We start from the raw sequence: 21,529 nt of genomic DNA on the forward strand, positions 1-21,529 counted from the left end.
CTGCACGCCGTGATCCAGTGGCAGAAGTCCTCGTTCTCCGGCGGCGGAGACGGCAACGAGTGCGTGGAAGTCGCTTGTGGTGACGCCGAGTTGTTGCTGCGCGAGAGCGACAACCCCGGTCGAACACTCCGCGTCGCTCCCAGCAGCCTTGCTGCCGTCGTTCAGTGGCAGAAATCCAGCTTCTCCAACGGGCACGACGGAGCCAACTGCGTGGAAGTGGCGGCACTCGAAGGCGAGTTGCTCCTCCGCGAGAGCGACACCCCCGCCCGACTACTCCACCTCACCCCCACCACCCTCGCCGCGTTACTCCACCGCCTCGCCCCCATCGCAAGCGCCCGGGGGCACTGAACCCCGGGCGCTCATCGGCACTGTCCTACGACAGCGACTTGTAGCCGCCCCAGCCGGTCGCGATCTTCACCCGGGCCTCGAACGACCCCTTGCCGTCGCCGGTGATGTCGCCGGAGGACGTCAGGACTTCGTACTGGTTCCAGCCGCTCGTGCCCAGTGGTGGGTCGTACGTCGTAACTGTGCTCGGGATCAAGAAAGTTGGCGGCTCACGGCAACCTTCTTGATCCCCACGGCCACTGAGGAGTCGTAACCCCCCACACCGCACACGCACTTAAGGACTCCCCCGTGGCCGCCACCGCTTCACCCGCCCCTTCGCACCGCCGGTCCCTCCGCAAGCGCCGGACCGTCGTCGTCACCGCTGCCGCAGCCGCCGCAGGTATCGGCGCCGGCATTCTCGTGCTCAACGCGAACGCCGCCAGTACCACCGCGACCGCCGTCGACCTGTACCACCAGACGCTCGCGGCCAAGGACGGCTGGGCGTCGTCCGGGGCCGGTACCACCGGTGGGGCGAAGGCCGATGCCGCGCACACCTTCACCGTGAGCACCCGCGCGCAGCTCGTGAAGGCGTTGGGGTCCGCGAGTGACACGACGCCCCGTATCGTGAAGATCAAGGGCACGATCGACGCCAATACCGACGACTCCGGCAAGAAGCTGACGTGCGCCGACTACTCCTCCGGCACTGGCTACTCGCTGGCCGCCTATCTCAAGGCCTTCGACCCCTCCACCTATGGCCGCTCCAAGCTGCCCTCCGGTACGCAGGAGAAGGCGCGGGCGGCGGCGCAGGCCAAGCAGGGGAAGAACGTCATCTTCCGGGTGCCCGCCAACACGACCGTCGTGGGCGTGCCCGGCACCAACGCCGGGATCACCGGTGGGATGTTGCAGGTGCAGAGCGTGGACAACGTCATCGTGCGGAACCTGACCTTCGCCGCCACGCAGGACTGCTTCCCGCAGTGGGACCCGACCGACGGGGACAGCGGGAACTGGAACTCGCAGTACGACGCCGTGACCCTGCGCGGTGCCACGCATGTGTGGGCCGATCACAACACGTTCACCGATGCGCCTGGGCTCGACACCTCCGACCCGACGTACTACGGGCGTCAGTACCAGATCCATGACGGCGACCTCGACATCACCAAGGGCTCGGACCTGGTGACCGTCGAGCGGAACCAGTTCACCAACCACGACAAGACGATGCTCATCGGCTCCAGCGACACCGACAGCGTCGGCAAGCTGCGCGTCTCCATCCACCACAACGTGTGGAAGGGCATCGTGCAGCGCGCCCCGCTGGCCCGGATCGGGCAGATTCACATCTACAACAACTTCTACGACACCACGAACCTCAACGGGTACGTCCTCCAGTACAGCGTCAACTCGCGTGCCAAGGCGCAGGTCGTCGCCGAGGACAACTACTGGAAGATTCCCGCCAGTCAGAAGGTCGCCAAGCTGTTCAGCGGTGACGGGACCGGGTCCATCGCCGGTGGCGGCAACCTCGTCAACGGGACGGCGACCGACCTCGTCGCCGCCTACAACGCCGCCAACTCCAAGAAGCTGAAGACCACCGTGAACTGGACGCCGACCCTCACGGCCGGGCTGGAGACCTCCGCCAAGAACCTGCCGACGGAACTCGCCACCACGACCGGGGCCGGCATCCTCAAGTAGCCTGCGGCGAAGGGCCGTTGCCTCAGATCAGCCCGAGCAGCCCGTACCCGCCCAGGAACGTGACGCTCTTCTGGGTGAGGCCGACCGCGGGGGCGGTGAACAGCTTGGTGCCCGTGGCCGTCGGGCGGGAGGTGCCCCCGGGCACGACCCAGACGGCACCCGTGTCCAGGTTCTCGCCCGCCGCGCTCACGAACAGCTCCGGCTTGCCGTCGTTGTTGACGTCCCCGACCGAGACCGTCGTACCGAAGAAGTCGTCGGTCTCGGAGGCGCCGGGGACGCCCGCCGTGTCCTGGGTGAACGAATAGGCGCCCGCGCCGAGCGCGCCCGTGCGGCGGCCGGGGATCACGGTCACCGCTCCGGCCCTGCCCTTGCCGGCGACACCTTCGGACGGGACGCCGACGACGATGTCGGCGAGCCCGTCCCGGTTGAGGTCGGCCACGGCCAGGGCGGCGCCGAACTCGTCTTCCTTCTCGCTCGCGCCGGGCACCCCGGCGGTGTCCTGGGTGAGCTGCACGGGTTCGGCGCTCTCCGCGATACCCCTCGCCGTGCCGTAGTAGACCAGTACGCGTCCGCCCAACGCGCCGTCCACACCGGCGACATAGGGGTCGAGGGGGTCGCCGACCACGAGATCGGCGTACCCGTCGCCGTTGACGTCTCCCGAGGCGGCGATGAACCCGTTGCCCTGCTTCGGCTTCATGAGGGTGGTGGCCGGGTCGACGTAGACCTCGCCACCGCTCAGGTCGCTGAGGCCTACGGTGGTGACGGCCAGGTCGAGCACGGCGTTGCCGTCGAAGTCGCCGAGCGCGACGCTCGCCGGGGAGGCGGTGTTCTGGTCGGGTGCGGTCGAACCGAAGGTGCCGGTGCGGCTGAAGGGTCCCTTGAAGACCATGACACCGTCCGATCCGGCGACCGCGACCTGCGTCTTCGAGCCGGCGCCGATGCTCACCGCGGCCACGTCGGTGCCGTACCGCTCCAGGAAGTCCGACCGCGCCGGCAGGTCGGTCGCCGTCGTCAGCCCGTTCTTGCCGCCCCACAACACGGTGACCAGGCCCGCGTCCTTGCCGCGGGGCGTGTCCTCGTACGGTGCGGAGACCACGAGGTCGGCGTAGCCGTCGCGGTTGAGGTCGGCCGTCGCGGTGGCGGAGCCGAAGGCGTCGCCCGTCTCCGCGGTGCCCGGTACCCCGGCGGTGTTCTGGGTGATCGTCTTGCGGTGGGCGGCCGAGAGGCCCGACGAGGACCCGTACAGGACGACGACCGCGCCCGCCGCCTCCTTGCCGGCCACGTTCGCGCCCGGCGCGGGCAGGACGGCGTCGCGGTATCCGTCGCCGTTGAAGTCGCCGGGGACCGCTCCGTGCACGGCGAGTGCGGGCGCGGCGGGCAGCAGTGTCCCGCCGACCAGGGCCGCGGCGACGACCGCCACGGCCCTCCATCTTCCGCCGTACGCCTTCGAGTTGCTCATGCGAGTCCCCTCCCACCCCAGGCGCACCCCCTGTGCGCCGACACCAGGCGTGCAGTGTAAAGCCCCTGGCTGTAAGGGAGTTGGGGGTGGGGACTCAGCTGTCGTACGTCCCGTCCCAAGGCGGCCCGAAGGCGTGTCGGTCCGGGTACAGCTCGGCCCAGCTGCCGTCCTCGTCCTCCTCGACCAGCAGGCCGAACAGGACGCCGTCGACGGTGCGTTGGAAGGGGCGGACCGCGATGTCGGTGTAGCTGCGGCGGGGGAGGGCGCGGAGCAGTTTCGCCAGGTGGATGCGGGCCTGGGAGAGGACCGAACCGTCGCCGTCGGGGGCGCTCTGCTGCTGTGCCCAGGTGCCGGCGCACCAGATCTCCGAGTCGCGGTAGCGGCCCGCGGCGTCGAAGGTGTGGAGCACCGTGTAGAGACGTTTCTGCTCTTCCCAGCCGTCGCCGGGACGGAAACCCTGGGGGAACGCGTAGGTGACCGACGCCAGGAACTGACCGTCCGCGTAGCGGCCGACGGCCCCGCTGCGCTGATTCGGGTCGTAGGCGATCGGGATGACCTCGGGGACTGCCATGGCGGCACCTTACGGGTTGGCGCGAACACGTCTACGTCGGGGTCCGTCACCGAGCCCGCATAACCTCGCTGAGTTGACCCGGGGTCAATGGTGGCACCGCGATGGGATGCGCCGCACCAGCCCGCAGGCCGTCGAGGAAGAACGCCAGGCAGCGGCGCCAGGTGTCGGGCGCGGTCGCCATCGACTCACGGATCACCTGGGACATCGCCCAGATCAGCGTGACCAGGTCCTCCGGCTCGAAATCGGGGCGCAACTGCCCGCTGTCCCGGGCCCGTTGGATGAGCAGCTCCGCGAGCCGGAACCCGCGGTTGCAGGCCTGTTCGACCTCCCCCGCCGCCCGGAACCGCCGCGCCAGCGCGTCGTTGAGGCCGTGGTCCTCGGCCTGGAGCGCGAACAGTCCCTCCAGGTACGCGACGAAACCGTCCCAGGGGTCCGGGGCCGCCAGCGCCGTCTCGGTGATCTGGTCCAACGCCGCCAGCCGCGCCGGGAAGATCGCCTCCCAGAACGCCTCCCGGGTCGGGAAGTGGTTGTACAGCGTCCCGATGCTGACCCCGGCCCGCCGGGCGATCTCCTCCAGCGACGCGTCCAGACCCCGCTCACCGAACAACTCCGTCGCGGCGGCGAGGAGTTTGGCCCGGTTGCGCGCGGCGTCGGCCCGTAGGGGCTTGGGGCTGGCGGCCGTAGGGGCGGGCGCGGGCTCGTGCATGTCCTCATCATACGGAACCCGTGGCACTAAACCTGAGGCTGCCCTCATGTTCCGTGCTACGGTCGGGAGAGGTGAAGTTGAGACAACCCTCAAGTTATTCACCGGGACAAGTTGTTCACCGGAACGTGAACCCGAACCCGAATCTGAACCCGAATCTGAACCCGACCCGAAGGGCACCGTCATGTCCCCCTCCGCATCGGAAGAAACCAAGGTCGCCGTCGTCATCGGGGTCGGCCCCGGCCTCGGCATGTCCATCGCCCACCGCTTCGGCCGCGAGGGATACGCGGTGGCGCTGGTGTCCCGCAGCGACACCCGGCACGCCGGTTACGTCGCGTCGCTCGCCGCCAAGGGAATCGAGGCCGTCTCCTACGTCGCCGATGTGCGCGACGGTGAGCAGCTCGGGTCGGTTCTCGACGCCGTCGCGGAGCGGTACGGGCACATCGACACCGTCTACTACGGGCCGGGCGCCCTCGACCTCGACGCGCGCCCCAAGTCGATCACCGAGACCGACTCGGCCGACGTCCGGGAGGCGATGAGCTGGATGTATCCGGCCGTGGACGTGGTGAACAAGGTGCTGCCCGGCATGGTCGAGCGGGGCGGGGGCGCGCTGGTGTTCGCGGGCGGGCTCAGTGCCGTGGTGCCGATGCCCACGCTCGGCGCGCTCGCGGTGTCGTCCGCCGGCCTGCGCAACTACGCCCTGACCCTCAACGCCGCGCTCGCCGACCAGAAGATCTACGTCGGCAACCTGTGCATCGGCGGGCTCATCGAGCGGGGTGACATCCACCAGCTGATCACCGCGGACCCCGAGCGGTTCGGGAACGTCGGTGACCGGACGCTGGACCCCGACGAAATCGCCGACGCCGCCTGGGAGTTGGCGGCGCGGCGAGATCGGGCGGAGGAGACGTTCAGCGTGTTCGGGTGAGGAGCCGCGACCAGGTCGGCCGCGGTCCTCGTCAGCCCTGGTCGCCGCCGAAGCGCTCCTTGTACGTCTCCAGGTCCTCGTCCGTCAACTTCGCGAAGAGGACCGGGGGGACGGTGAAGGGGGTGCCTGCGGGGACGGCGGTGAGGGCGCGGGCCTCTTCGGCCGAGACCCAGGTCGCGGTGTCGTCCTTCAGGTCGAAGGCCGCTCGCATGGCCGCCGACGAGGACGGGATGAAGGGTTCCGAGACCACCGCGTAGAGGTGGATCAGGTTCATCGCGGTGCGGAGCGTGAGGGCGGCGGCCTCCGGGTCGGTCTTGATCTCCAGCCAGGGGGCCTTTTCCTCCAGGTAGGAGTTGCCCGCCGACCACAGGGCGCGGAGTGCCGCCGCGGCCTTGCGGAACTGGAGGGCCTCCATCTGGGTCTCGTACTCGGCGAGCAGGTCCGCGATCTGTTCGCCCAGCTTGGTCTCCGGCTCGCCTGCCGCCGCGCCCGCCGGGACCTCGTCGCCGAAGCGCTTCTTCGAGAAGGAGAGGACGCGGTTGACGAAGTTGCCGAGGGTGTCGGCCAGGTCCTTGTTCACCGTGGCGGTGAAGTGCTCCCAGGTGAACGACGAGTCGTCGGACTCGGGGGCGTTGGCGATGAGGAAGTAGCGCCAGTAGTCCGCCGGGAGGATGTCCAGGGCCTGGTCGGTGAAGACACCGCGCTTCTGGGACGTGGAGAACTTGCCGCCGTAGTACGTCAGCCAGTTGAAGGCCTTGACGTAGTCGACCTTCTTCCACGGCTCGCGGATGCCGAGTTCGGTGGCCGGGAACATCACCGTGTGGAACGGGACGTTGTCCTTCGCCATGAACTCCGTGTAGCGGACCGGGTTCTCGCCCTGGTCCGACTCGTACCACCAGGACTTCCAGTCGCGGTTCTCCGGGTCCTCGTCCGACCATTCCTTCGTCGCGCCGATGTACTCGATCGGGGCGTCGAACCAGACGTAGAAGACCTTGCCCTCCGCCGCCAGCTCCGGCCAGGTGTCGGCGGGGACCGGGACGCCCCAGTCCAGGTCGCGGGTGATCGCGCGGTCGTGCAGGCCCTCGGTGAGCCACTTGCGGGCGATGGAGGACGCCAGCTGCGGCCACTCCTCCTCGTGGGCCGCGACCCACTCCTCGACCTCGTTCTGGAGCTTCGACTGGAGGAGGAAGAGGTGCTTGGTCTCCCGCACCTCCAGGTCCGTGGAGCCCGAGATCGCCGAGCGCGGGTTGATCAGGTCGGTCGGGTCCAGGACGCGGGTGCAGTTCTCGCACTGGTCGCCGCGGGCCTTGTCGTAGCCGCAGTGCGGGCACGTGCCCTCGACGTAGCGGTCCGGGAGGAAACGGCCGTCGGTCGGGCTGTAGACCTGGCGGATCGCGCGCTCTTCGATGAAGCCGTTCTCGTTCAGGCGGCGGGCGAAGTGCTGGGTGATCTCGCGGTTCTGGGGGGACGAGCTGCGGCCGAAGTAGTCGAAGGCCAGCGCGAAGCCGTCGTAGACCGCCTTCTGCGCGTCGTGCGCCTGTGCGCAGAACTCGGCTACGGGGAGGCCCTGCTCCTTCGCGGCGAGCTCAGCCGGGGTGCCGTGTTCGTCCGTCGCGCAGATGTAGAGGACGTCGTGGCCGCGCTGGCGGAGGTAGCGGGAGTACACGTCCGCCGGGAGCATGGACCCCACCATGTTGCCCAGGTGCTTGATCCCGTTGATGTACGGAAGGGCGCTGGTGATGAGGTGTCGAGCCATTGGGGGGCTGCTCCCAGGTCGGTCTGGCTGGTGCGTTCCGTGTTGTGCGAACGCGTCTTGCGAACCTTGAAATCGTAGCCGACATGGGTGTGCCGCCCGCCTCCCGTTTTACGGGGTGGAAGCGGGCGGCACGTGGTCCTGCGGTACCGCTCTGTGGTTACGGGCGCCAGTCGATCAGTACGCCGTCGTAGAGCTCGGCGTCCGTGAGCTCCAAGGGGGTCGGGCCCGCGTGGAAGAAGGCCGTGTTGTCGGTCTTCAGCTTGCGGAGGTAGTCGAAGGCCTTGTTGTCGTGGTCGCCGAACGCGACGAACGAGAAGAACACGGAGGCGTGGGACTTCGCGGCGTCCGTGAGGGACTGGGTGGCCGGGGTCTTCGCGTCCGGGGCGCCGTCCGTCTGGAAGACGACGAGGGCGGGGGTGCCGGGGGTGGCGTTCTTGTCGTAGTGCGTGAGTACGGCTTCTACGGCGGCGTGGTAGCTGGTGCGGCCCATGCGGCCGAGGCCGGCGTGGGCGTCGTCGATCGCGTTCTCGGGGGAGGTGGGGGTGAGGTCTGTCGTGCCGTCGACCTCGGTGGAGAAGAAGACGACGTGGACGGTGGGGGTGGGGTCGGGGTCCAGGTGGGTCGCCAGGGCGAGGGTCTGGTCGGCGAGGGCCTGGGCGGAACCGTCCTTGTAGTACGGGCGCATGCTCGCGGAGCGGTCCAGGACGAGGTAGAGCTTCGCTCGGGTACCGGTGAGATTGGCCTTGGCGATCGCGAGCGCGGCGGAACCGGTCCCCACGGCCTCGGCTACGCCCTCGGCCCCGATGGTTTCCCCACCCGCACCGCCCGTGATGCTTTCGTCGTCGAGTGCGGGTGGCCCCTGTGGGGCGTCCCCGCCATCGGCGGCCGCGGCCCCGTCGGCGGCTGCAACGGCTACGGGTTCTGCGACCGCGGGTTCCGCGGCTGCGGCAACAGGTTCCGCTGCGGGTTCAGCAATGGGTTCAGTAACAGGTTCAGCAGCGGGCTCCGCGACGGGTTCAGCAACCGGCTCCGCCACGGATTCCGGAGCGGATTCAGCAACGGGTTCAGCGGCAGTGGCCTCGGCCACGACCGACTCCGACACCTCGTCGACCACCGGCTCGGCTACGGGCTCCGCCTCGGGGGCGCTCTCCTCAACCGCGACCGCCTCCGTCTCCGGAGCAGCGGCGGGCTCTACGACAGCCTCGACCTCCGCTTCCGGCGTGACCTCGGCAACCGCCTCCACCTCGGGCTCGACCTCCGGCGCCACCTCAGCCGCAGACTCAGGCTCACTGACCGGCTCGGCCTCCGCCACCGGCTCGACAACCGGCTCGGCCTCGGGCGTCACCTCAGCCGCAGGCGCGACCTCTACGTCAGCAACCGGCTCAGCAACCGCCTCCGCCTCCGCAACCGGCTCAACAACAGCCTCGGTCACCGGCTCGGCAACCTCTTCGGTCACGGGCTCAACAACAGCCTCAGCAGTCGGCTCGGCAACAGCCTCGGTCACCGGCTCAACCGCAACTTCAGTGGCCGGCTCAACCGCAGCCTCCGCAACCGGCTCGGCAGTCGCCGCGGCCGCAGCCTCAGTCACCGGCTCAGCCGCACCCCCGCTACCCTCCACCCCCTCCGCCGACACCGCCGGCTTGGGGACCGACACGTTGTCGAAGGCCAGGGCCACCAGCTCGTGTTCGTCGTCGTCCAGGGTGGAGGACGGACGGGGCTCCGGGACCGTGGCCGTGGCCGCAGGTGACGGGGCCGGGGTGGACGTGAGGTCGGGTTCCGGGGACGGGGACGGGACCTTCGCGTCCGGTTCCACCGTGGTCGGCTGCTCTTGCGAAGGAGTGCGTTCCGCACCCTCTGCTTCGGCGGCACGCTCCTTGCGTGACCTGCCGAATGCATTCCGCAGGAGAGTGAGAATGCCCATGTGCGCAACCCTTCGCGTGAGTTGAAGCCGTCAATCCCTGGCCAGGACGGACACGTAAGGTTAGCGGCCTCGGATGGCGATCTTAGGCAGGGGCAAGGCGCGTGAGGCGCGTCTCGTCAACACCCCCTGTTTCACCCGCCACTTCGCGCACCCGTTCGTCGGCCCGTGTTCACCCTCAGTGCGGCGACGCGATCGCCCGGGCCGCCGCGACTTCCTGGCGCAACGGCTCCAGCACACTGTCCGCCGGGCCCGTCAGATCCGTACGGACCTCCACCAGCACCTCCGACTCACGTACCCCCTGCGACAACTCCCGCAGTTGGAGCGCCACTTGGGTCACCTCGGCCGGCGACGGCACCGGTGCCCCGTGCTTCACCCGTACTCGCGCCGCCGTCGTCGCGTCGACGATCCGTTCCACGGCCACGACCAGGGGGAGCCAGCCGGCGGCGAGGCGGCCGGTGGGCGGGGGTTCGGTGAGCGCGCGCTGGAACTCCGTACGGATGACGGACAGATCGCGGTACAGGCGCCGGCGCATACGGGCGCGTACCGCCGGGTCCACCTCCTCACCGGCAGCGACAGCGCCGGCCTCCGCCGTACCGAACGCCGACTCCACATACCGCGCCGTGTCCGCCACCGCCTCCGCCAACCGGTCCCCCACCCTCGTGTGCCAGCTCTCCGGCCAGAGCAGATAGCCCGCGATCAGCGCGATCCCGCAGCCGATCAGCGAGTCCACCAGGCGGGGGAGCAGCAACGCCGTGCCCTGGTGGTTCAGGACGTCGGAGAGGAGCAGGATCACCGGGGTGATCGCGGCCGTCTGGTAGCCGTAGCCCCGTGGGGTCAGGGCCGGGATCAGCGGGGCGAGGACGAGGAGGACCAGGACCTCCCACCAGCCCCTCGGGACCACCGACAGCACCGCCGCCGCGATCACCAGTCCCGCCACCGTGCCCAGCGCGCGCAGCAGTGCCCGGGAGAACACCGAGCCGAAGTCGGGCTTCATGACGAAGGTGATCGTCAGCGCCACCCAGTACGACCGCGCCACCGGGACCGACGAGACCAACACCTGCGCCAGGCCGATGCAGACCGCCAGGCGTAGGCCGTAGCGCCAGGAGCCGGAGGACAGCAGGACGTTGCGGGCCGCTCTCGCCGTGCGGATGCGGAGGGCTGCCGGGCGGCCCAGGCGGTCGTCGATGCCCCTCGGGTCCACGTCCGGGGCCGTGACCACCTCGGCCGCGTGGCGCAGGGCGTGGTCGACCGCTCGGGTCGTCTCGCCGGTGGGGGTGGGGAGGTCGAGGCCTATCGGGCCCGTGTAGCCGGTTTCCACGGCGTGTGCGAGGTGGCGGACCGCCTCGCGGATCTGGGGTGGGAGCGGGTGGCCGGACTGGTGGACCGCCGGCGCCGCCTCCACCACCGGCGTGATCGCGTTCAACTGGGCCAGCAGGCGGGTGAGTTCGGGGCTGCGGCCGTGGTGGCGGGCTCGGCGGGCCAGGACGAGGTCGTACGACTGGTTCAGGGACTGGGTGACCGTCTGGCGGGCCGCGTCGTAGCCGGCGGTGGGGTCGTCGCCGCACGTCGCGAGGAGGTCGGCGACCGTGCGGTAGGTGTTCGCCACCGCCGATCGTTCCGGGATTCCGGAGCGCAACGGCCAGGCCAGCAGGGCCAGGAGGAGGACCAGGAGGCCGCCGCCCGACATCAGCACGGGGGCCAGCCACCATGCGCCGGGGAGGGGAAGTCCCGCGCCGATCACCGAGTTGAGGAGCAGCAGCAGGCCCGATACGGAGGCCACCGCGCCGATCGTCGAGATCATCCCGGAGACGAGCGCGATGCCGGTGAGCGCGGCGACCGCGTACCAGCCGTGGCCGTAGACCGCGGAGCCGAGCGTGACGCCGATCGCGCCGAAGAGCTGGGGGATCGCGATGTTGAGGATGCGCATGCGGTACGCGTCGGCGGTGTCGCCGATCACGCCGGAGAGCGCGCCCATGGAGGCGAGGGCACCGTAGGCCGGTTGTCCGACGGCCAGGCCGATGGTGAGGGGGAGGGCCATGGCGATCGCCGCGCGGGCGATGGCCGGCCAGTTGAGGGGGGCCTGCTGGGGTTGGAGGTTCCTCACCAGCCAGTCGGGGGGTGTGAGGCCGATGGGGAACTCGCGGGACATGCGCCCATTATGGGCGGCCCCCTCCCCTATTCGTGCTGGTGGAGTGTGATGTCGACCAGCAGCGCGCGGTGGTCGGTGTCGGCGATGTCGAGGAAGCGGGCGCTGTTCGCGGAGAAGTCCGGGGACAGGAGGACGTGGTCGATCTGGGTGCCGAAGGTGGGGGTGAACCGCTCCGGCCAGCTGGGGGTGCGGTCGTGGCCTGTCATGCGGGCGCCGTCGCGCAGGCCCGTGTCCAGGATGCGGCGGAACGCGGCATGGTCCTGGGAGGAGTTGAAGTCGCCGGCGAGGATCGTGGGGGTGGTGGGGTCGGCCGCGGCGAAGGTGCGGAGTCTGTTCAGCTCGCGGCGCCACAGCGCGACCTGGTTCGGCAACGGCGGCATGGGGTGCGCCAGTTGGAGCCGTACGGAGTGACCGTTCACGTCCGCGACCGCGCCGGGCATGCCCATCGTGCCGGTGACGCCCTTCGTGCCCTTGAGCGGGAAGCGGCTGATGATGATCGAACCGTGCGAACCGGCCGCCGCCACCGCCTGCCGGTAGGGGAACTCGGTGCCGAAGTCCCGTCGCAGCGTGGCCTGGCAGGTGTACTCGCACTCCTCCACGAACACCACGTCCGGCCGCTCCCGCCGGATCACCGGCACCAGCGCACCCGTCCCCCGCCCGAACTCGACGTTCGAGGTCAGGACACGGAACTCGGCGATCGCCGGACCGCTCGGGTCCCCGCTCTTCCCGTACGGCTCGATGAACCACGCCAGCAGGCCCAGCAGCGCCACGCCCCAGACCAGGCCCAGCCGCCAGCGGGAGAGGAGGGAGAGGAGCAGGCCGAAGGCGGTCGGCACCAGCAACCACGGGAGGAACGCCAGGAGTTGGGGGACCGGGGTGATGCCGTCGGTGTCCGCCGTACGACAGCCGACGACCACGCTCGCGCCCGCGAACAGCAACCCGGCGCACCATCGCGTGAAGCGGCGCGCGCGATGGCGTTCGGGCACGAAGTCGGCGGCGGTCCACTCGGTGGTCGCGGTGCCCAAGTGCTGGCCTTCCGCCGGTAGGGGCAGGTGTGTCCGAATCATCCCACGTGTGCCAGGAACTCCCCCAGCATCTCGTTGAACTCCCTCGGGCGTTCGAGATTCGGCAGATGTGCCGCGCCCTCGATCACCCGGAGCGTGGAGGCGGGGAGCGCCGCGTGCATCGCCTCGGCGTCCGGGACCGGGGTGTAGGTGTCGTCGGCGCCCACCACGACCAGGGTCGGGACGGTGACCCTGGTCAACAGGGCTCTGTAGTCGGGGCGTTGGGCACGGGCGCGGAGGGCGGCCGCGGCGGACTCGGGGGCGGTGTTCGTCATCATGCGGTGGACGTGTGCCTTGACCTCGGGGTCCGCGTACGGCGCCACCATCCGCTCCAGCACCTCGTCGGCGTAACCGCGCATGCCCTCCCGTAGGAGGCGGTCCGCCGTTGTGTTGCGGATGGCGGCGGCCTCCGGGGTGTCCGCCCTCGGGAAGGTGTCGGCCAGGACCAGGCCCCGGACGCGCTCGCCGAACCGGCCGTAGCAGTCCAGCGCGATCTGGCCGCCCATCGACAGCCCGGCCAGCACGAACGTCTCCACCTTCAACTCGTCCAGCAGGGCCTCGATGTCGGTGGTGAAGTCCGAGAAACGGGTGACGGCGGGGGCCGGGGGCGGGTGGTCGCCGTAGCCGCGCAGGTCTGGGGCGATGACCCTGCGGGTCGGGGAGAACGCCTCGGTCTGCGGGGTCCACATCGTGTGGTCGAAAGGGTGGCCGTGGATGAGGACAAGGGGGAGGTATGGGGAAGTATCGGGTGGCATGTGATCGACCCTAGATCCGCTCAACTCCTCGGTGCAATAAGATCTTTGCCCTCGGTGCAATGTGGGGACGTGAGGGGGAGGTGAGGGTGGATGGCGGACTACCGGGGTATCGCCGACCGCGTCGCGGGTGACATCGCCTCCGGGCGGCTCCGGCCGGGTCAACAACTGCCCCCGCAACGGGTGTTCGCCCGGCAGCGCGGGATCGCCGGGTCGACGGCCGGGCGGGTCTACGCCGAACTCGTGCGCCGGGGGCTGGTGGTGGGGGAGGTCGGCCGCGGGACCTTTGTGCGGGCCGCGGCGGCGGGGCCGTACGGGCGGGCGATCGTCGAGGCGGCTACCTCGGCGCCGGTGAATCTGGAGCTCAACTACCCTTCCGCGCCCGGGCAGTCGGAGCTGCTGGCCCCCGCCCTCGCGCCCCTCCTCCGCCCCGACGTACTGACCGAGGCCCTGCGTCCGGCGGCCGCGACCGGCACTGCGGCGGCCCGCGAGGCCGTCGCCGATCTGCTCGCCACGCCCACCTGGCGGCCCGACCCCGACCGCGTCCTCTTCAGCGGCAACGCCCGTCAGGCCATCGCCGCCACCCTCGCCTCCCTCGTCCGGCCGGGCGGCCGGGTCGGGGTCGAGCCGCTCACGTATCCGCTGGTCAGGGAGATCGCGGGGCGGCTCGGGGTGACGCTGGTCGCGTTGGAGGTGGACGGGGACGGGCTGCTGCGGCCGGAGTCGGTCGTCGCCGCGCAGCGCACCGCGCCCCTCTCCGCCCTCTATCTCCAGCCGACGCTCCACAACCCGACCTCTGTGACGACCGGTGAGGTGCGGAAGCGGGAAATTGCCGATGTCGTAAGGGAGTTGGGGCTGCCTGTCGTCGAGGACCGCATCTGGTCGTTCCTCCATCCCGACTCCCCCGCGCCGCTCGCCGCCCACGCGCCCGGGCTCGTGCATGTCGTGGACGGGCTGTCGAAGCGGGTCGCGCCGGGGCTGACCGTCGGGTTTCTCGTCGTGCCCGAGGGGCGGGTCGACGCGGTGGGCGTCGCCATTCGGTCCGGTGGGTGGAGTGCGGGGCGGTTCGCGTTGGAGGCGGGGGTGCGGTGGACGGTCGACGGGACCGTGGAGCGGTTGGTGGCCGCCAAGCGGGAGGACGCGGCTGCCCGACAGCGGCTGGTCGCCGAGGAGTTGGGGGAGTTCGTCGTACGGGCCGATCCGCTCACCTATTACGCCTGGTGGGAGTTGCCCGCGCCGTGGCGGGCCGACACCTTCACGGCTGCCGCGGCCGCGCACGGGATCGCCGTCACGCCCGGGACCGCCTTCAGCGTCGATCCGAAGGTGACCCCGGACGCGGTCAGGCTCGGGCTCGCGTCGGCCGCTGTGCCCGATCTGCGGCGGGCGCTGCGGGTGCTCGCCGGTCTCGCGCGGGGCGGGGGAGGATGAACTTCCCGGTCTGGTGGGTGTGTTGGGTGAGCCGTGTGAGGGTGGTCAGGCTTGGGCTCGGGTCGGTTGTTGGGCGTGGTCTGCGGCGGGGGCTGCGGGTGCTCGCCGGTCTCGCAGGAGGCGCAGGAGCACGAACTCCCGTACCGGGCGGGCGAATCGGGTGAGCCAGGCCAGGGCGGCCACCGTGAGGCCCACGCCCGCCAGCAGCCAGGCGACCGTGCGCAGGGTCGCGGTCAGGGCGTCGTAGATCGCGCCGCCGGCCGCCTCGGAGACCTCCGCCGGCAGGTCGGCGACGGTGAAGTGGCGGCCGATCACGAGCGCGAGGCCCAGCAGCGCGCCGCCGAGGGCCGTGCCGAGCGCGGTCGCGGTGATCGCGCGGCGGCGGCGCACGGCGACGGCGATCCCGGTGACGGCGAAGACGGCGGCGGCCACGGGGAGCCAGAAGCCGGCGACCTCAAGCACGTGGAACCCCTTCCGGAGCGGGCCCAGTTCACCGGCCGGGAGTACCGCGACCTCGGTGTGCTGGACGGGGATGTCGTTCGCCAACGGCGGGTTCTCGCGGGCGAGTTGGTGCTTCAGCCGGTCGGTGACGGGGGCGAGGTCGACGGTGACCGTGCCGTCCTGCTCCTCGTCCTCCAGGGCGCGCAGTACGGCGTCGTGCGTGACGCGGTTGCCCTCGTCCCAGGCGACGCGGAAGGCCTCGGTCTCGGTGAACGAGCGCACGGCGTCGTGCACGAACGGCGCCATCGTGCCCCGGGCCGAACTCACCCTGACCCCGCCCACGTGCACCCCGCCGACCTGTACCTGGCGCATGATGCCCGCGCCGACGGTGTCCGCGATGACGTCCCGTACGGCCGGGTCGGCGGCGAGGGGCGCCATCGTCGTGACGTAGCGGCCGGAGTCGGTCAGGCCGTACGCCGCCCAGGCCGCCAGCGCGCCGAAGGGCGTGAGGAGGCAGGAGAGGGCGACGAGGACGGCCGACAGGGCGCTCCGGAGACGTGGGGGCACGCCTTCAGGACACGGCCGGAGCGCGTCGTACGCGAGCGGGTCGGGGGTTTTTGACTGCGTATGGGTCAAAGGTCGCACCGAATGGGTGGGCCCGGTCGCGGAATCCGTCGGCACCGGCGCGGAACCCTTGGCGGAACTGGGCGGTCCGCTCTCCGGTGGAGGCTTCACCCGAACGGGTGTTTCCTGGAACCGGGGAGAAGGAGGCCGAACATGCGCACCACTCCGGCCCTGCGGACTCTGGCCGCGGCCCTGCTCACCGGTGGCACCCTCGCCGTCGCGGCGGCGGGCACGACGGCGGTGGCAGCACCGACCACGTACGCCGAAGGACATGGCGGTGGTGGCGGTGGCGGCAGTCCGATCTGGGGCACCATCGTGTCCCGCACGGAACTGAACGTGCGGGAGTCGCCCACCACCCACTCACCCGTCGTCGCCGCGCTCTCACCGGGCAGCCAGGACCGCGTCCAATGCGTGGTCAGGGGACAGAGCGTCAACGGGAATCCCGACTGGTACTGGCTCGTCGGCGCGCAGGCCTGGGCCAGCGCGGCGTTCGTCGACACCGGCGGCCAGGGCGTGCCGTCCTGCTCGGACCCGTGTCCGGGCTGGCGCGACGGCAACAGCAACTCGGGCAACTCCAGCTGGAACAACGACCCGAACTGGAACGACGACAACTCCTCGTGGAGCACGTCGGCCTCCGGGTCGTGGAGCGCCTCGGGTACCTGGAGCTGGAGTTCCTCCGGTTCGTCGAGCGGCGGCGGCATCTGGAACTGGGCGCCGTAAGGCGGTCGTAGGGAAGGGATCGTAGGGAATTACGTGGGCCCCGGCACCAACTCGGTGCCGGGGCCCACGTGTTGCTGCCGGTGGGCGGTCAGCGGATGCGGTTGCCCTCTCCGTCCTCGCGTGTGTAGTAGCGGTAGAAGAAGACCAGGAAGACGGCCGCCGTGGTCACGAGACCGAGGGCCGCCGAGCGCAGGATGCTCTCGCCGCTCTGGCTGTAGAGGAAGCCGAGCGCCGCGCCCGCGAAGCCGGACTTGACCAGCGAGTGCAGTTCGCGCTTCAGCAGCGGCGCGAACTGCGCCACCGCCAGGCACAGCACGATGAACGCGAGCGCCGTGACGAAGCCGAACAGGATGTTCCAGCCGGTGATGGGGCCGCCGCCGCGACGGTTGGCCGCCGCCCAGTAGCCGTAGACGAGCCCCAGGACGACCGGGATCGCGACCTTCGCGACGCGGTGGACGCGTGCGTCGAAGATGTCGGGCAGGTTGCCCGTGAATCCGCTCCGGCCGGGCATTCGGCGTCGGCCGGAGATGCTGCCCGGGCCGGTCATTCCGCCGGGTGTGGGTGCCGCTTGAGCCATGAGAGCACTCCTCTCTCTCCCCGTACTACCAATGCACACCCCGGCGGAGGCGGTGGCAAGTCGGCGTGCGGCCTCCGTTGGCCCGTGTTTCGCTGGGGCGCATGAAGCTCGTACTCTTCGGCGCCACCGGCATGGTCGGCAGCCGGATCGCCACGGAGGCGTCGGCCCGCGGCCACCAGGTCCTGGCGGTCAGCCGTTCCGGCCAGTCGCCCGTCCCCGGGGTCACCGCGACGGCGGCCGACGCGACGGACCGGGAGAAGGTCGCCGAGGTCGCGCGGGGCGCCGACGTGGTCGCCTCCGCGTGCGTACCGCCCCGCGACGGCAGCGACCCGAGCGGCCCCTTCCTCGCCCTGAACGAGGCGCTCGTCGCGGGCGTCCGCGCGGCCGGGGTCGGGCGGCTCATGGTGGTCGGCGGCGCCGGCGGCCTGGAGGTCGCCCCCGGCCAGGCGCTCAGCGACCAGCCCGGCTTCCCCGAGGCCTACCTCCCGGAGGCCCACGCCCACCGCGCCGTCCTCGCCTACTACCGCGCCCTCGACGACGGCCTCGACTGGACCTACGTCTCCCCCGCCGCCGAGATCGCCCCGGGCACCCGCACCGGGCGCTTCCGCGTCGACGGGGACCAGTTCATGACCGACGACCAGGGCCGCAGTTTCATCAGCGCCGAGGACTACGCGGTGGCCTTCGTCGACGAACTGGAGGCGCACGCCCACCCGCGCGGCCGGATGTCGGTCGCGTACTGACGCCGTGAGCGGCCATGGGCTCGGACCGGTGCGCCGCGGAGTGCTCAGACCGTGGCGCTACGGCGACTCCGGGCGCTCCCCGCTCGACCGGCTGCCCCGCGCCGGGGACCCCGACGCGCTCCGGCGGCAGCATCTGCTGCGGGTGCGCGGGCGGAGCGTCGCCTGGATACCGCCGCTGCTGGTGCTCGTCACGATCCTGCTCGTCGACTGGAACACGGGCGGCGAGTTCCGGACGGTGTCGTGGATCGTGCTCGTGCCGGGGATCGCCGCCGCGATCTGCGGGGTGTGGGGTACGGCCGTGTTCGCCGTGCTGGGCATGGCGACGTACGCGCTCGCCGATCACGCCTGGCCGCACCAGTACCAGACCGGTCTGCCCGACTTCATCCTCGTCGGGGTGGGCGGCGCGCTCGCCGTCCTGGCCTGTGTGGTCCGGGTCCGCGGTGAACGCCGCATGCTGCACATGCGGGACGTCGCCGAGACCACCCGCCGTACGCTGCTGCGCCCGCTGCCGCCGGGCTGGGGCGGCCTCGACCACGCGGCGGTGTATCTCGCCGCGGACGCCTTCGCCCGCGTCGGCGGCGACTTCTACGACATCCAGCCCGGTCTGCACGGCACGCGGGCCCTCGTCGGTGACGTCCAGGGCAAGGGGCTCGGGGCGGTGGAGGCGGCGGCCGCGTTGCTGGGCACGTTCCGTGAGGCGGGGTATCACGAGCCGGAACTCGCCACCGTCGCCGCCCGGTTGGAGACCCGGATGCATCGGCACGGGTTGCATCTCGCCGCGCTGGGCGGTGAGGACGACGACCGCATCGACCGGTTCGCGACGGCCGTGCTGCTGAGCTTTCCCGTCGCCGAACCGGACATCGTCGAGGTGGTCAACTTCGGTCACGAACCGCCGTTGGTGGTCGGTCCGCAGGGGGTACGGTCGCTGCCGCCCGGGCACGGACTCCCGCTGGGGCTGGGCGAGTTGGCCCACATGGACGGACCACCGCCGACGCTACGAGTCGCCCTTGGCCCCGGTGAGACCCTCCTCGTGGTCACCGACGGGGTGACGGAGGCGCGGGACAGGGCGGGTGTCTTCTACCCCCTCAAGTCCCTTGTCACGGAAGGTGTCCTGGCCGATCCGCACCTCGCCGACCCGGAGCGTCTGGTCGCCTATGTCCGGGACAGCACGCTGCGGCACGGGGGAGGACATCTCGCCGACGACACCACGATCTTCGCGGTACGGCGGTCGTGACATCACCCTTTGCAGCAGCAGAGGTTGGGCAGAGGTTACGGTGCTTGGGTACGAAGTGAATGATGTGATCGCCGTGTTCGAGGGTTCGGGGGAGGGCGCATGCCTGGAACGGTGCTGCTGCTCGCGGCCTCGCCGGTCGGCAAGGGGCGGTTGGTGGACGCGGCCTCCGTACTCCCCGTCCTCGCGGCCGTCGACCCCGCCGTGCTGGCCGGCACGGACACGGCAAACGTCGTCGAACTCGCCGACCCGTTGGAGCCGCAGGCTGTGTTGACCCGGTTGCGGGCCGCGGCCACGGCACCGGGTCCGTTGACCGTGTTCGTCGCCGGGCAACTCCAACTCGACCGGAAACAGCACCTTCCGCACCTGGCGCTGGCACGGACGACTCCGGCGACCGTTCGCTACACCGGGTTCCCGTGGGCGTGGGTCCGGGAGGAACTGCGGCTGCGCGCACCGGGTACGACCACCCTGCTGCTCGACCTCCACACCGACGCGGAGACCTGGCAGTGGCTCCACACGCATCCCCTCGACTCGGGCCGCACGAACGCGGTCTACGGCCGCATCGCCCCGCCCCCGGCTCGCCGCAGCGTGGCCGTCCCGGCGTACATGAAGGCGGTCGCGACGATTCTGCGCAGCGGGTGGCGTCCGCCGGTTGAGCAGTTGCATCAGCAGGCGGTGGAGCGGCTGGGGGCGGAGGGGTATGCGGATGTGGTGCTTGCGATGCCGGGTGTTGCGGTGCCGGGGAGTTTTGGCGTGCCGGTGAGTGCTGGTGCGGGCGTCCCTGGGGGCTCCGCCCCCAGACCCCCATCGGCCCTGAAGGGGCCTCGTCCTCAAACGCCGGACGGGCTGGATTTTGCGGGCCTGGGTCAGAACGGTGCGGTGTGGGGGGAAGAGGGTGCGCCGCCCATAACGCCGGAGGGGCTGGGTTATGCGGGCCCGAGTCAGAACAGGGCGCCGCAAGGCCAGGAAGGTGTGCCGCTGGGCCGGGACGACGCGTGGCGGAGCGAGACCAGCGTGCTGCCGAGCGCGGAGGATGTGCGGCGGATCCTGGAGGGTGCGGGGTCGAGCCAAAGCAGCGTGCTGCCAAGCGAGGAGGATGCGTGGCGCGGCCAGGACGGTCCGGTGCGAAGCTACGGCAGTGACCCGCGAGGCCTGGAGGGTGTGCGGCCGAACTCGGACAGTGTCCCGCCGAACCCGGAAGGCCTGCTGCCGAGCCAAAGCAGCGCGCCGTCGGACCAGGAGGATGCGCGGCGCAGCCAGGACAGTCCGCCCCGAACCCACGACAGCGCCTCGCGAGACCAAGAGGGTGCGCCGCGAGCCCAGAACAGTGACCCTCGAACCCACGACGGCGCACTGCCAAGCCAGGAAGACGGCACCCCGCCAACCCACGACGGCGCGCCGCCAGTCCCGGAAGGCTCCCCGGCAACCCACAACGGCGCGCCGCCGGTCCAGGAAGGCACCCCGCCAACTCACGACAGCGCCCCGCCAAGCCGGCAAGACGGCACCCCCCGCCCCCACGACAGCGCGCCCCCAACCCCGCCAACCCGTCAGCCCACCCCGCCAACGCACCACCCCACCCCGTCACTCCACGACCCCACCGACCCCCACATCGCCGTAGCCTCCGCAGCCCAAGCCGGCCGATACCTCGACGCCGATGCCCTCGCCGCCGAGCATGAGCAAGCTGCCGTGCGCGCACACGGCCGGGGTTCCGAAGAAGCGCTGCACTGGACCGAAGTTCGGGCCGATCTGGCGATGTTGGCGGGGGATCCGGTGCGGAGTTGTCAGGGTTGGCTTGCGGTGGCTGGGGCGCGGTTGGGGGCTGGGCAGGCGCCTGGGGCAGCGATCGTTGAGGCTGCTGTTGATCGGGCTCATCATCAGTGGGGGTTGATTCAGGAACAGGCACCCGCACGCGAACTTGGCGTCGCGCTCGCCGAGTTGAGAGGGCGGGTGCCCGGGCGGCGTAAGGGAGCCCTGGATCATGTGCGGGAGCAGTTGCGGCAGTTGCAGTCGCAGTCGCTCAACTCGTGAAGACTCGGGAAGCTCCCTGAATCTCCCTCCCCTGGAGTCAACTGCGGTGCCATGATGGTGCGTTAAGGCTGAGGGGGATGGCGTGGCCGACCAGGAGATTCGCGTACGGCTGGACGGGACCGCGGACGCGCGTGATGTCGGCGCGCTGATGGCGTGGCTGGCGCGGGAGGAGCCGCTGGAAGAGCGGTTGCGCGCGGGTGAGTTGCGGGTGGGTGAGGCGCGGCCCCGTGAGGTTGAGGCGGGGGCGCCCATGGGCGTCGGCTCGGAGATCGTCGTGGCCCTCGTCAGTTCCGCCGCCGCGCCCGTCTTCAATCAGCTCGTGCAGGACATCAGACGGGCCGTCGTGGCCTGGCGCAACAACCGTCGGGACGTCGAGCACGGAGAACCGCCGCAGGTGGACGTGGATGTGGTGTCCTCCGACGGCAACGGGTAG

Annotated in this window: 19 protein-coding genes and 2 pseudogenes; 10 read left to right on the top strand and 11 right to left on the bottom strand. The window is 70.9% G+C overall.

Going from position 1 to position 21,529, the window contains the following annotated elements:
* The first annotated feature begins 9 nt into the window (after positions 1-9).
* On the top strand, positions 10-348 hold the full coding sequence (locus ACIBK4_RS47660) for a DUF397 domain-containing protein (protein WP_399005943.1): 339 nt from the start codon (positions 10-12) through the stop codon (positions 346-348).
* 25 nt (positions 349-373) lie between these two features.
* Here the strand turns inward: ACIBK4_RS47660 and ACIBK4_RS47665 are convergent, their stop codons facing one another.
* The gene (locus ACIBK4_RS47665) at positions 374-541 is read right to left on the bottom strand and encodes a hypothetical protein (RefSeq protein ID WP_399005945.1); all 168 of its coding nucleotides are present in this window, start codon (positions 539-541) and stop codon (positions 374-376) included.
* Between the two features lie 92 nt (positions 542-633).
* On the opposite strand from ACIBK4_RS47665, the gene ACIBK4_RS47670 reads away from it, so the two are divergent.
* Positions 634-2,007, top strand: a complete 1,374-nt coding sequence (locus ACIBK4_RS47670; protein WP_399005947.1) for a polysaccharide lyase family 1 protein — start codon at positions 634-636, stop codon at positions 2,005-2,007.
* Positions 2,008-2,029: 22 nt separating this feature from the next.
* Here the strand turns inward: ACIBK4_RS47670 and ACIBK4_RS47675 are convergent, their stop codons facing one another.
* From ACIBK4_RS47675 to ACIBK4_RS47685, 3 genes are all read right to left on the bottom strand, one after another.
* The gene (locus ACIBK4_RS47675; RefSeq protein WP_399005949.1) at positions 2,030-3,466 is read right to left on the bottom strand and encodes a VCBS repeat-containing protein; all 1,437 of its coding nucleotides are present in this window, start codon (positions 3,464-3,466) and stop codon (positions 2,030-2,032) included.
* A 94-nt stretch (positions 3,467-3,560) separates the two neighbouring features.
* Positions 3,561-4,037: a hypothetical protein gene (locus ACIBK4_RS47680; protein ID WP_399005951.1), complete on the bottom strand. Its 477-nt coding sequence runs from the start codon at positions 4,035-4,037 to the stop codon at positions 3,561-3,563.
* Between the two features lie 46 nt (positions 4,038-4,083).
* Complete coding sequence (locus ACIBK4_RS47685) at positions 4,084-4,743, bottom strand: TetR/AcrR family transcriptional regulator (RefSeq protein ID WP_399005953.1); 660 nt, start codon at positions 4,741-4,743, stop codon at positions 4,084-4,086.
* Between the two features lie 181 nt (positions 4,744-4,924).
* Here ACIBK4_RS47685 and ACIBK4_RS47690 point away from each other — a divergent pair, with 181 nt between their 5' ends.
* Positions 4,925-5,665, top strand: coding sequence for an SDR family NAD(P)-dependent oxidoreductase (locus ACIBK4_RS47690; RefSeq protein WP_399005955.1), 741 nt, complete (start codon positions 4,925-4,927; stop codon positions 5,663-5,665).
* 31 nt (positions 5,666-5,696) lie between these two features.
* Here the strand turns inward: ACIBK4_RS47690 and metG are convergent, their stop codons facing one another.
* The 5 genes from metG to ACIBK4_RS47715 form a co-directional block, all read right to left on the bottom strand.
* On the bottom strand, positions 5,697-7,421 hold the full coding sequence (gene metG, locus ACIBK4_RS47695) for a methionine--tRNA ligase (RefSeq protein ID WP_399005957.1): 1,725 nt from the start codon (positions 7,419-7,421) through the stop codon (positions 5,697-5,699).
* A gap of 157 nt (positions 7,422-7,578) precedes the next feature.
* Complete coding sequence (locus ACIBK4_RS47700) at positions 7,579-9,342, bottom strand: VWA domain-containing protein (protein ID WP_399005959.1); 1,764 nt, start codon at positions 9,340-9,342, stop codon at positions 7,579-7,581.
* A 175-nt stretch (positions 9,343-9,517) separates the two neighbouring features.
* Complete coding sequence (locus ACIBK4_RS47705; RefSeq protein ID WP_399005961.1) at positions 9,518-11,491, bottom strand: FUSC family protein; 1,974 nt, start codon at positions 11,489-11,491, stop codon at positions 9,518-9,520.
* A gap of 26 nt (positions 11,492-11,517) precedes the next feature.
* The gene (locus tag ACIBK4_RS47710) at positions 11,518-12,516 is read right to left on the bottom strand and encodes an endonuclease/exonuclease/phosphatase family protein (protein WP_399005963.1); all 999 of its coding nucleotides are present in this window, start codon (positions 12,514-12,516) and stop codon (positions 11,518-11,520) included.
* A gap of 38 nt (positions 12,517-12,554) precedes the next feature.
* A complete protein-coding gene (locus ACIBK4_RS47715) occupies positions 12,555-13,310 on the bottom strand; it encodes an alpha/beta fold hydrolase (protein WP_399005964.1) in 756 nt (251 codons plus the stop codon).
* 90 nt (positions 13,311-13,400) lie between these two features.
* Here ACIBK4_RS47715 and ACIBK4_RS47720 point away from each other — a divergent pair, with 90 nt between their 5' ends.
* Entirely contained in the window at positions 13,401-14,735 is a 1,335-nt protein-coding gene (locus tag ACIBK4_RS47720) for a PLP-dependent aminotransferase family protein (protein ID WP_399005966.1), read from the top strand.
* 45 nt (positions 14,736-14,780) lie between these two features.
* On the opposite strand, the gene ACIBK4_RS47725 is transcribed toward ACIBK4_RS47720, so the two are convergent.
* A complete protein-coding gene (locus tag ACIBK4_RS47725) occupies positions 14,781-15,743 on the bottom strand; it encodes a hypothetical protein (RefSeq protein WP_399005968.1) in 963 nt (320 codons plus the stop codon).
* Between the two features lie 210 nt (positions 15,744-15,953).
* On the opposite strand from ACIBK4_RS47725, the gene ACIBK4_RS47730 reads away from it, so the two are divergent.
* Positions 15,954-16,520 (top strand): SH3 domain-containing protein, encoded by a 567-nt coding sequence (locus ACIBK4_RS47730; protein WP_399005970.1) that lies wholly within the window; start codon positions 15,954-15,956, stop codon positions 16,518-16,520.
* Between the two features lie 88 nt (positions 16,521-16,608).
* Here ACIBK4_RS47730 and ACIBK4_RS47735 read toward each other — a convergent pair whose 3' ends face one another.
* A complete protein-coding gene (locus ACIBK4_RS47735) occupies positions 16,609-17,097 on the bottom strand; it encodes a hypothetical protein (protein ID WP_399005972.1) in 489 nt (162 codons plus the stop codon).
* Positions 17,098-17,198: 101 nt separating this feature from the next.
* On the opposite strand from ACIBK4_RS47735, the gene ACIBK4_RS47740 reads away from it, so the two are divergent.
* The 5 genes and pseudogenes from ACIBK4_RS47740 (at position 17,199) to ACIBK4_RS47760 (ending at position 21,529) form a co-directional block, all read left to right on the top strand.
* Complete coding sequence (locus ACIBK4_RS47740; RefSeq protein ID WP_399005974.1) at positions 17,199-17,837, top strand: NAD(P)-dependent oxidoreductase; 639 nt, start codon at positions 17,199-17,201, stop codon at positions 17,835-17,837.
* A gap of 40 nt (positions 17,838-17,877) precedes the next feature.
* Positions 17,878-19,071, top strand: a complete 1,194-nt coding sequence (locus tag ACIBK4_RS47745; RefSeq protein WP_399006015.1) for a PP2C family protein-serine/threonine phosphatase — start codon at positions 17,878-17,880, stop codon at positions 19,069-19,071.
* 99 nt (positions 19,072-19,170) lie between these two features.
* Positions 19,171-19,797: pseudogene (locus ACIBK4_RS47750) on the top strand (hypothetical protein); the annotation flags it as partial.
* A gap of 870 nt (positions 19,798-20,667) precedes the next feature.
* Positions 20,668-21,096, top strand: a pseudogene (locus tag ACIBK4_RS47755) (hypothetical protein); the annotation flags it as partial.
* Between the two features lie 82 nt (positions 21,097-21,178).
* Positions 21,179-21,529: a hypothetical protein gene (locus ACIBK4_RS47760; protein WP_399005976.1), complete on the top strand. Its 351-nt coding sequence runs from the start codon at positions 21,179-21,181 to the stop codon at positions 21,527-21,529.

Source organism: Streptomyces sp. NPDC050528, assembly GCF_044457795.1.
Lineage (GTDB): Bacteria > Actinomycetota > Actinomycetes > Streptomycetales > Streptomycetaceae > Streptomyces.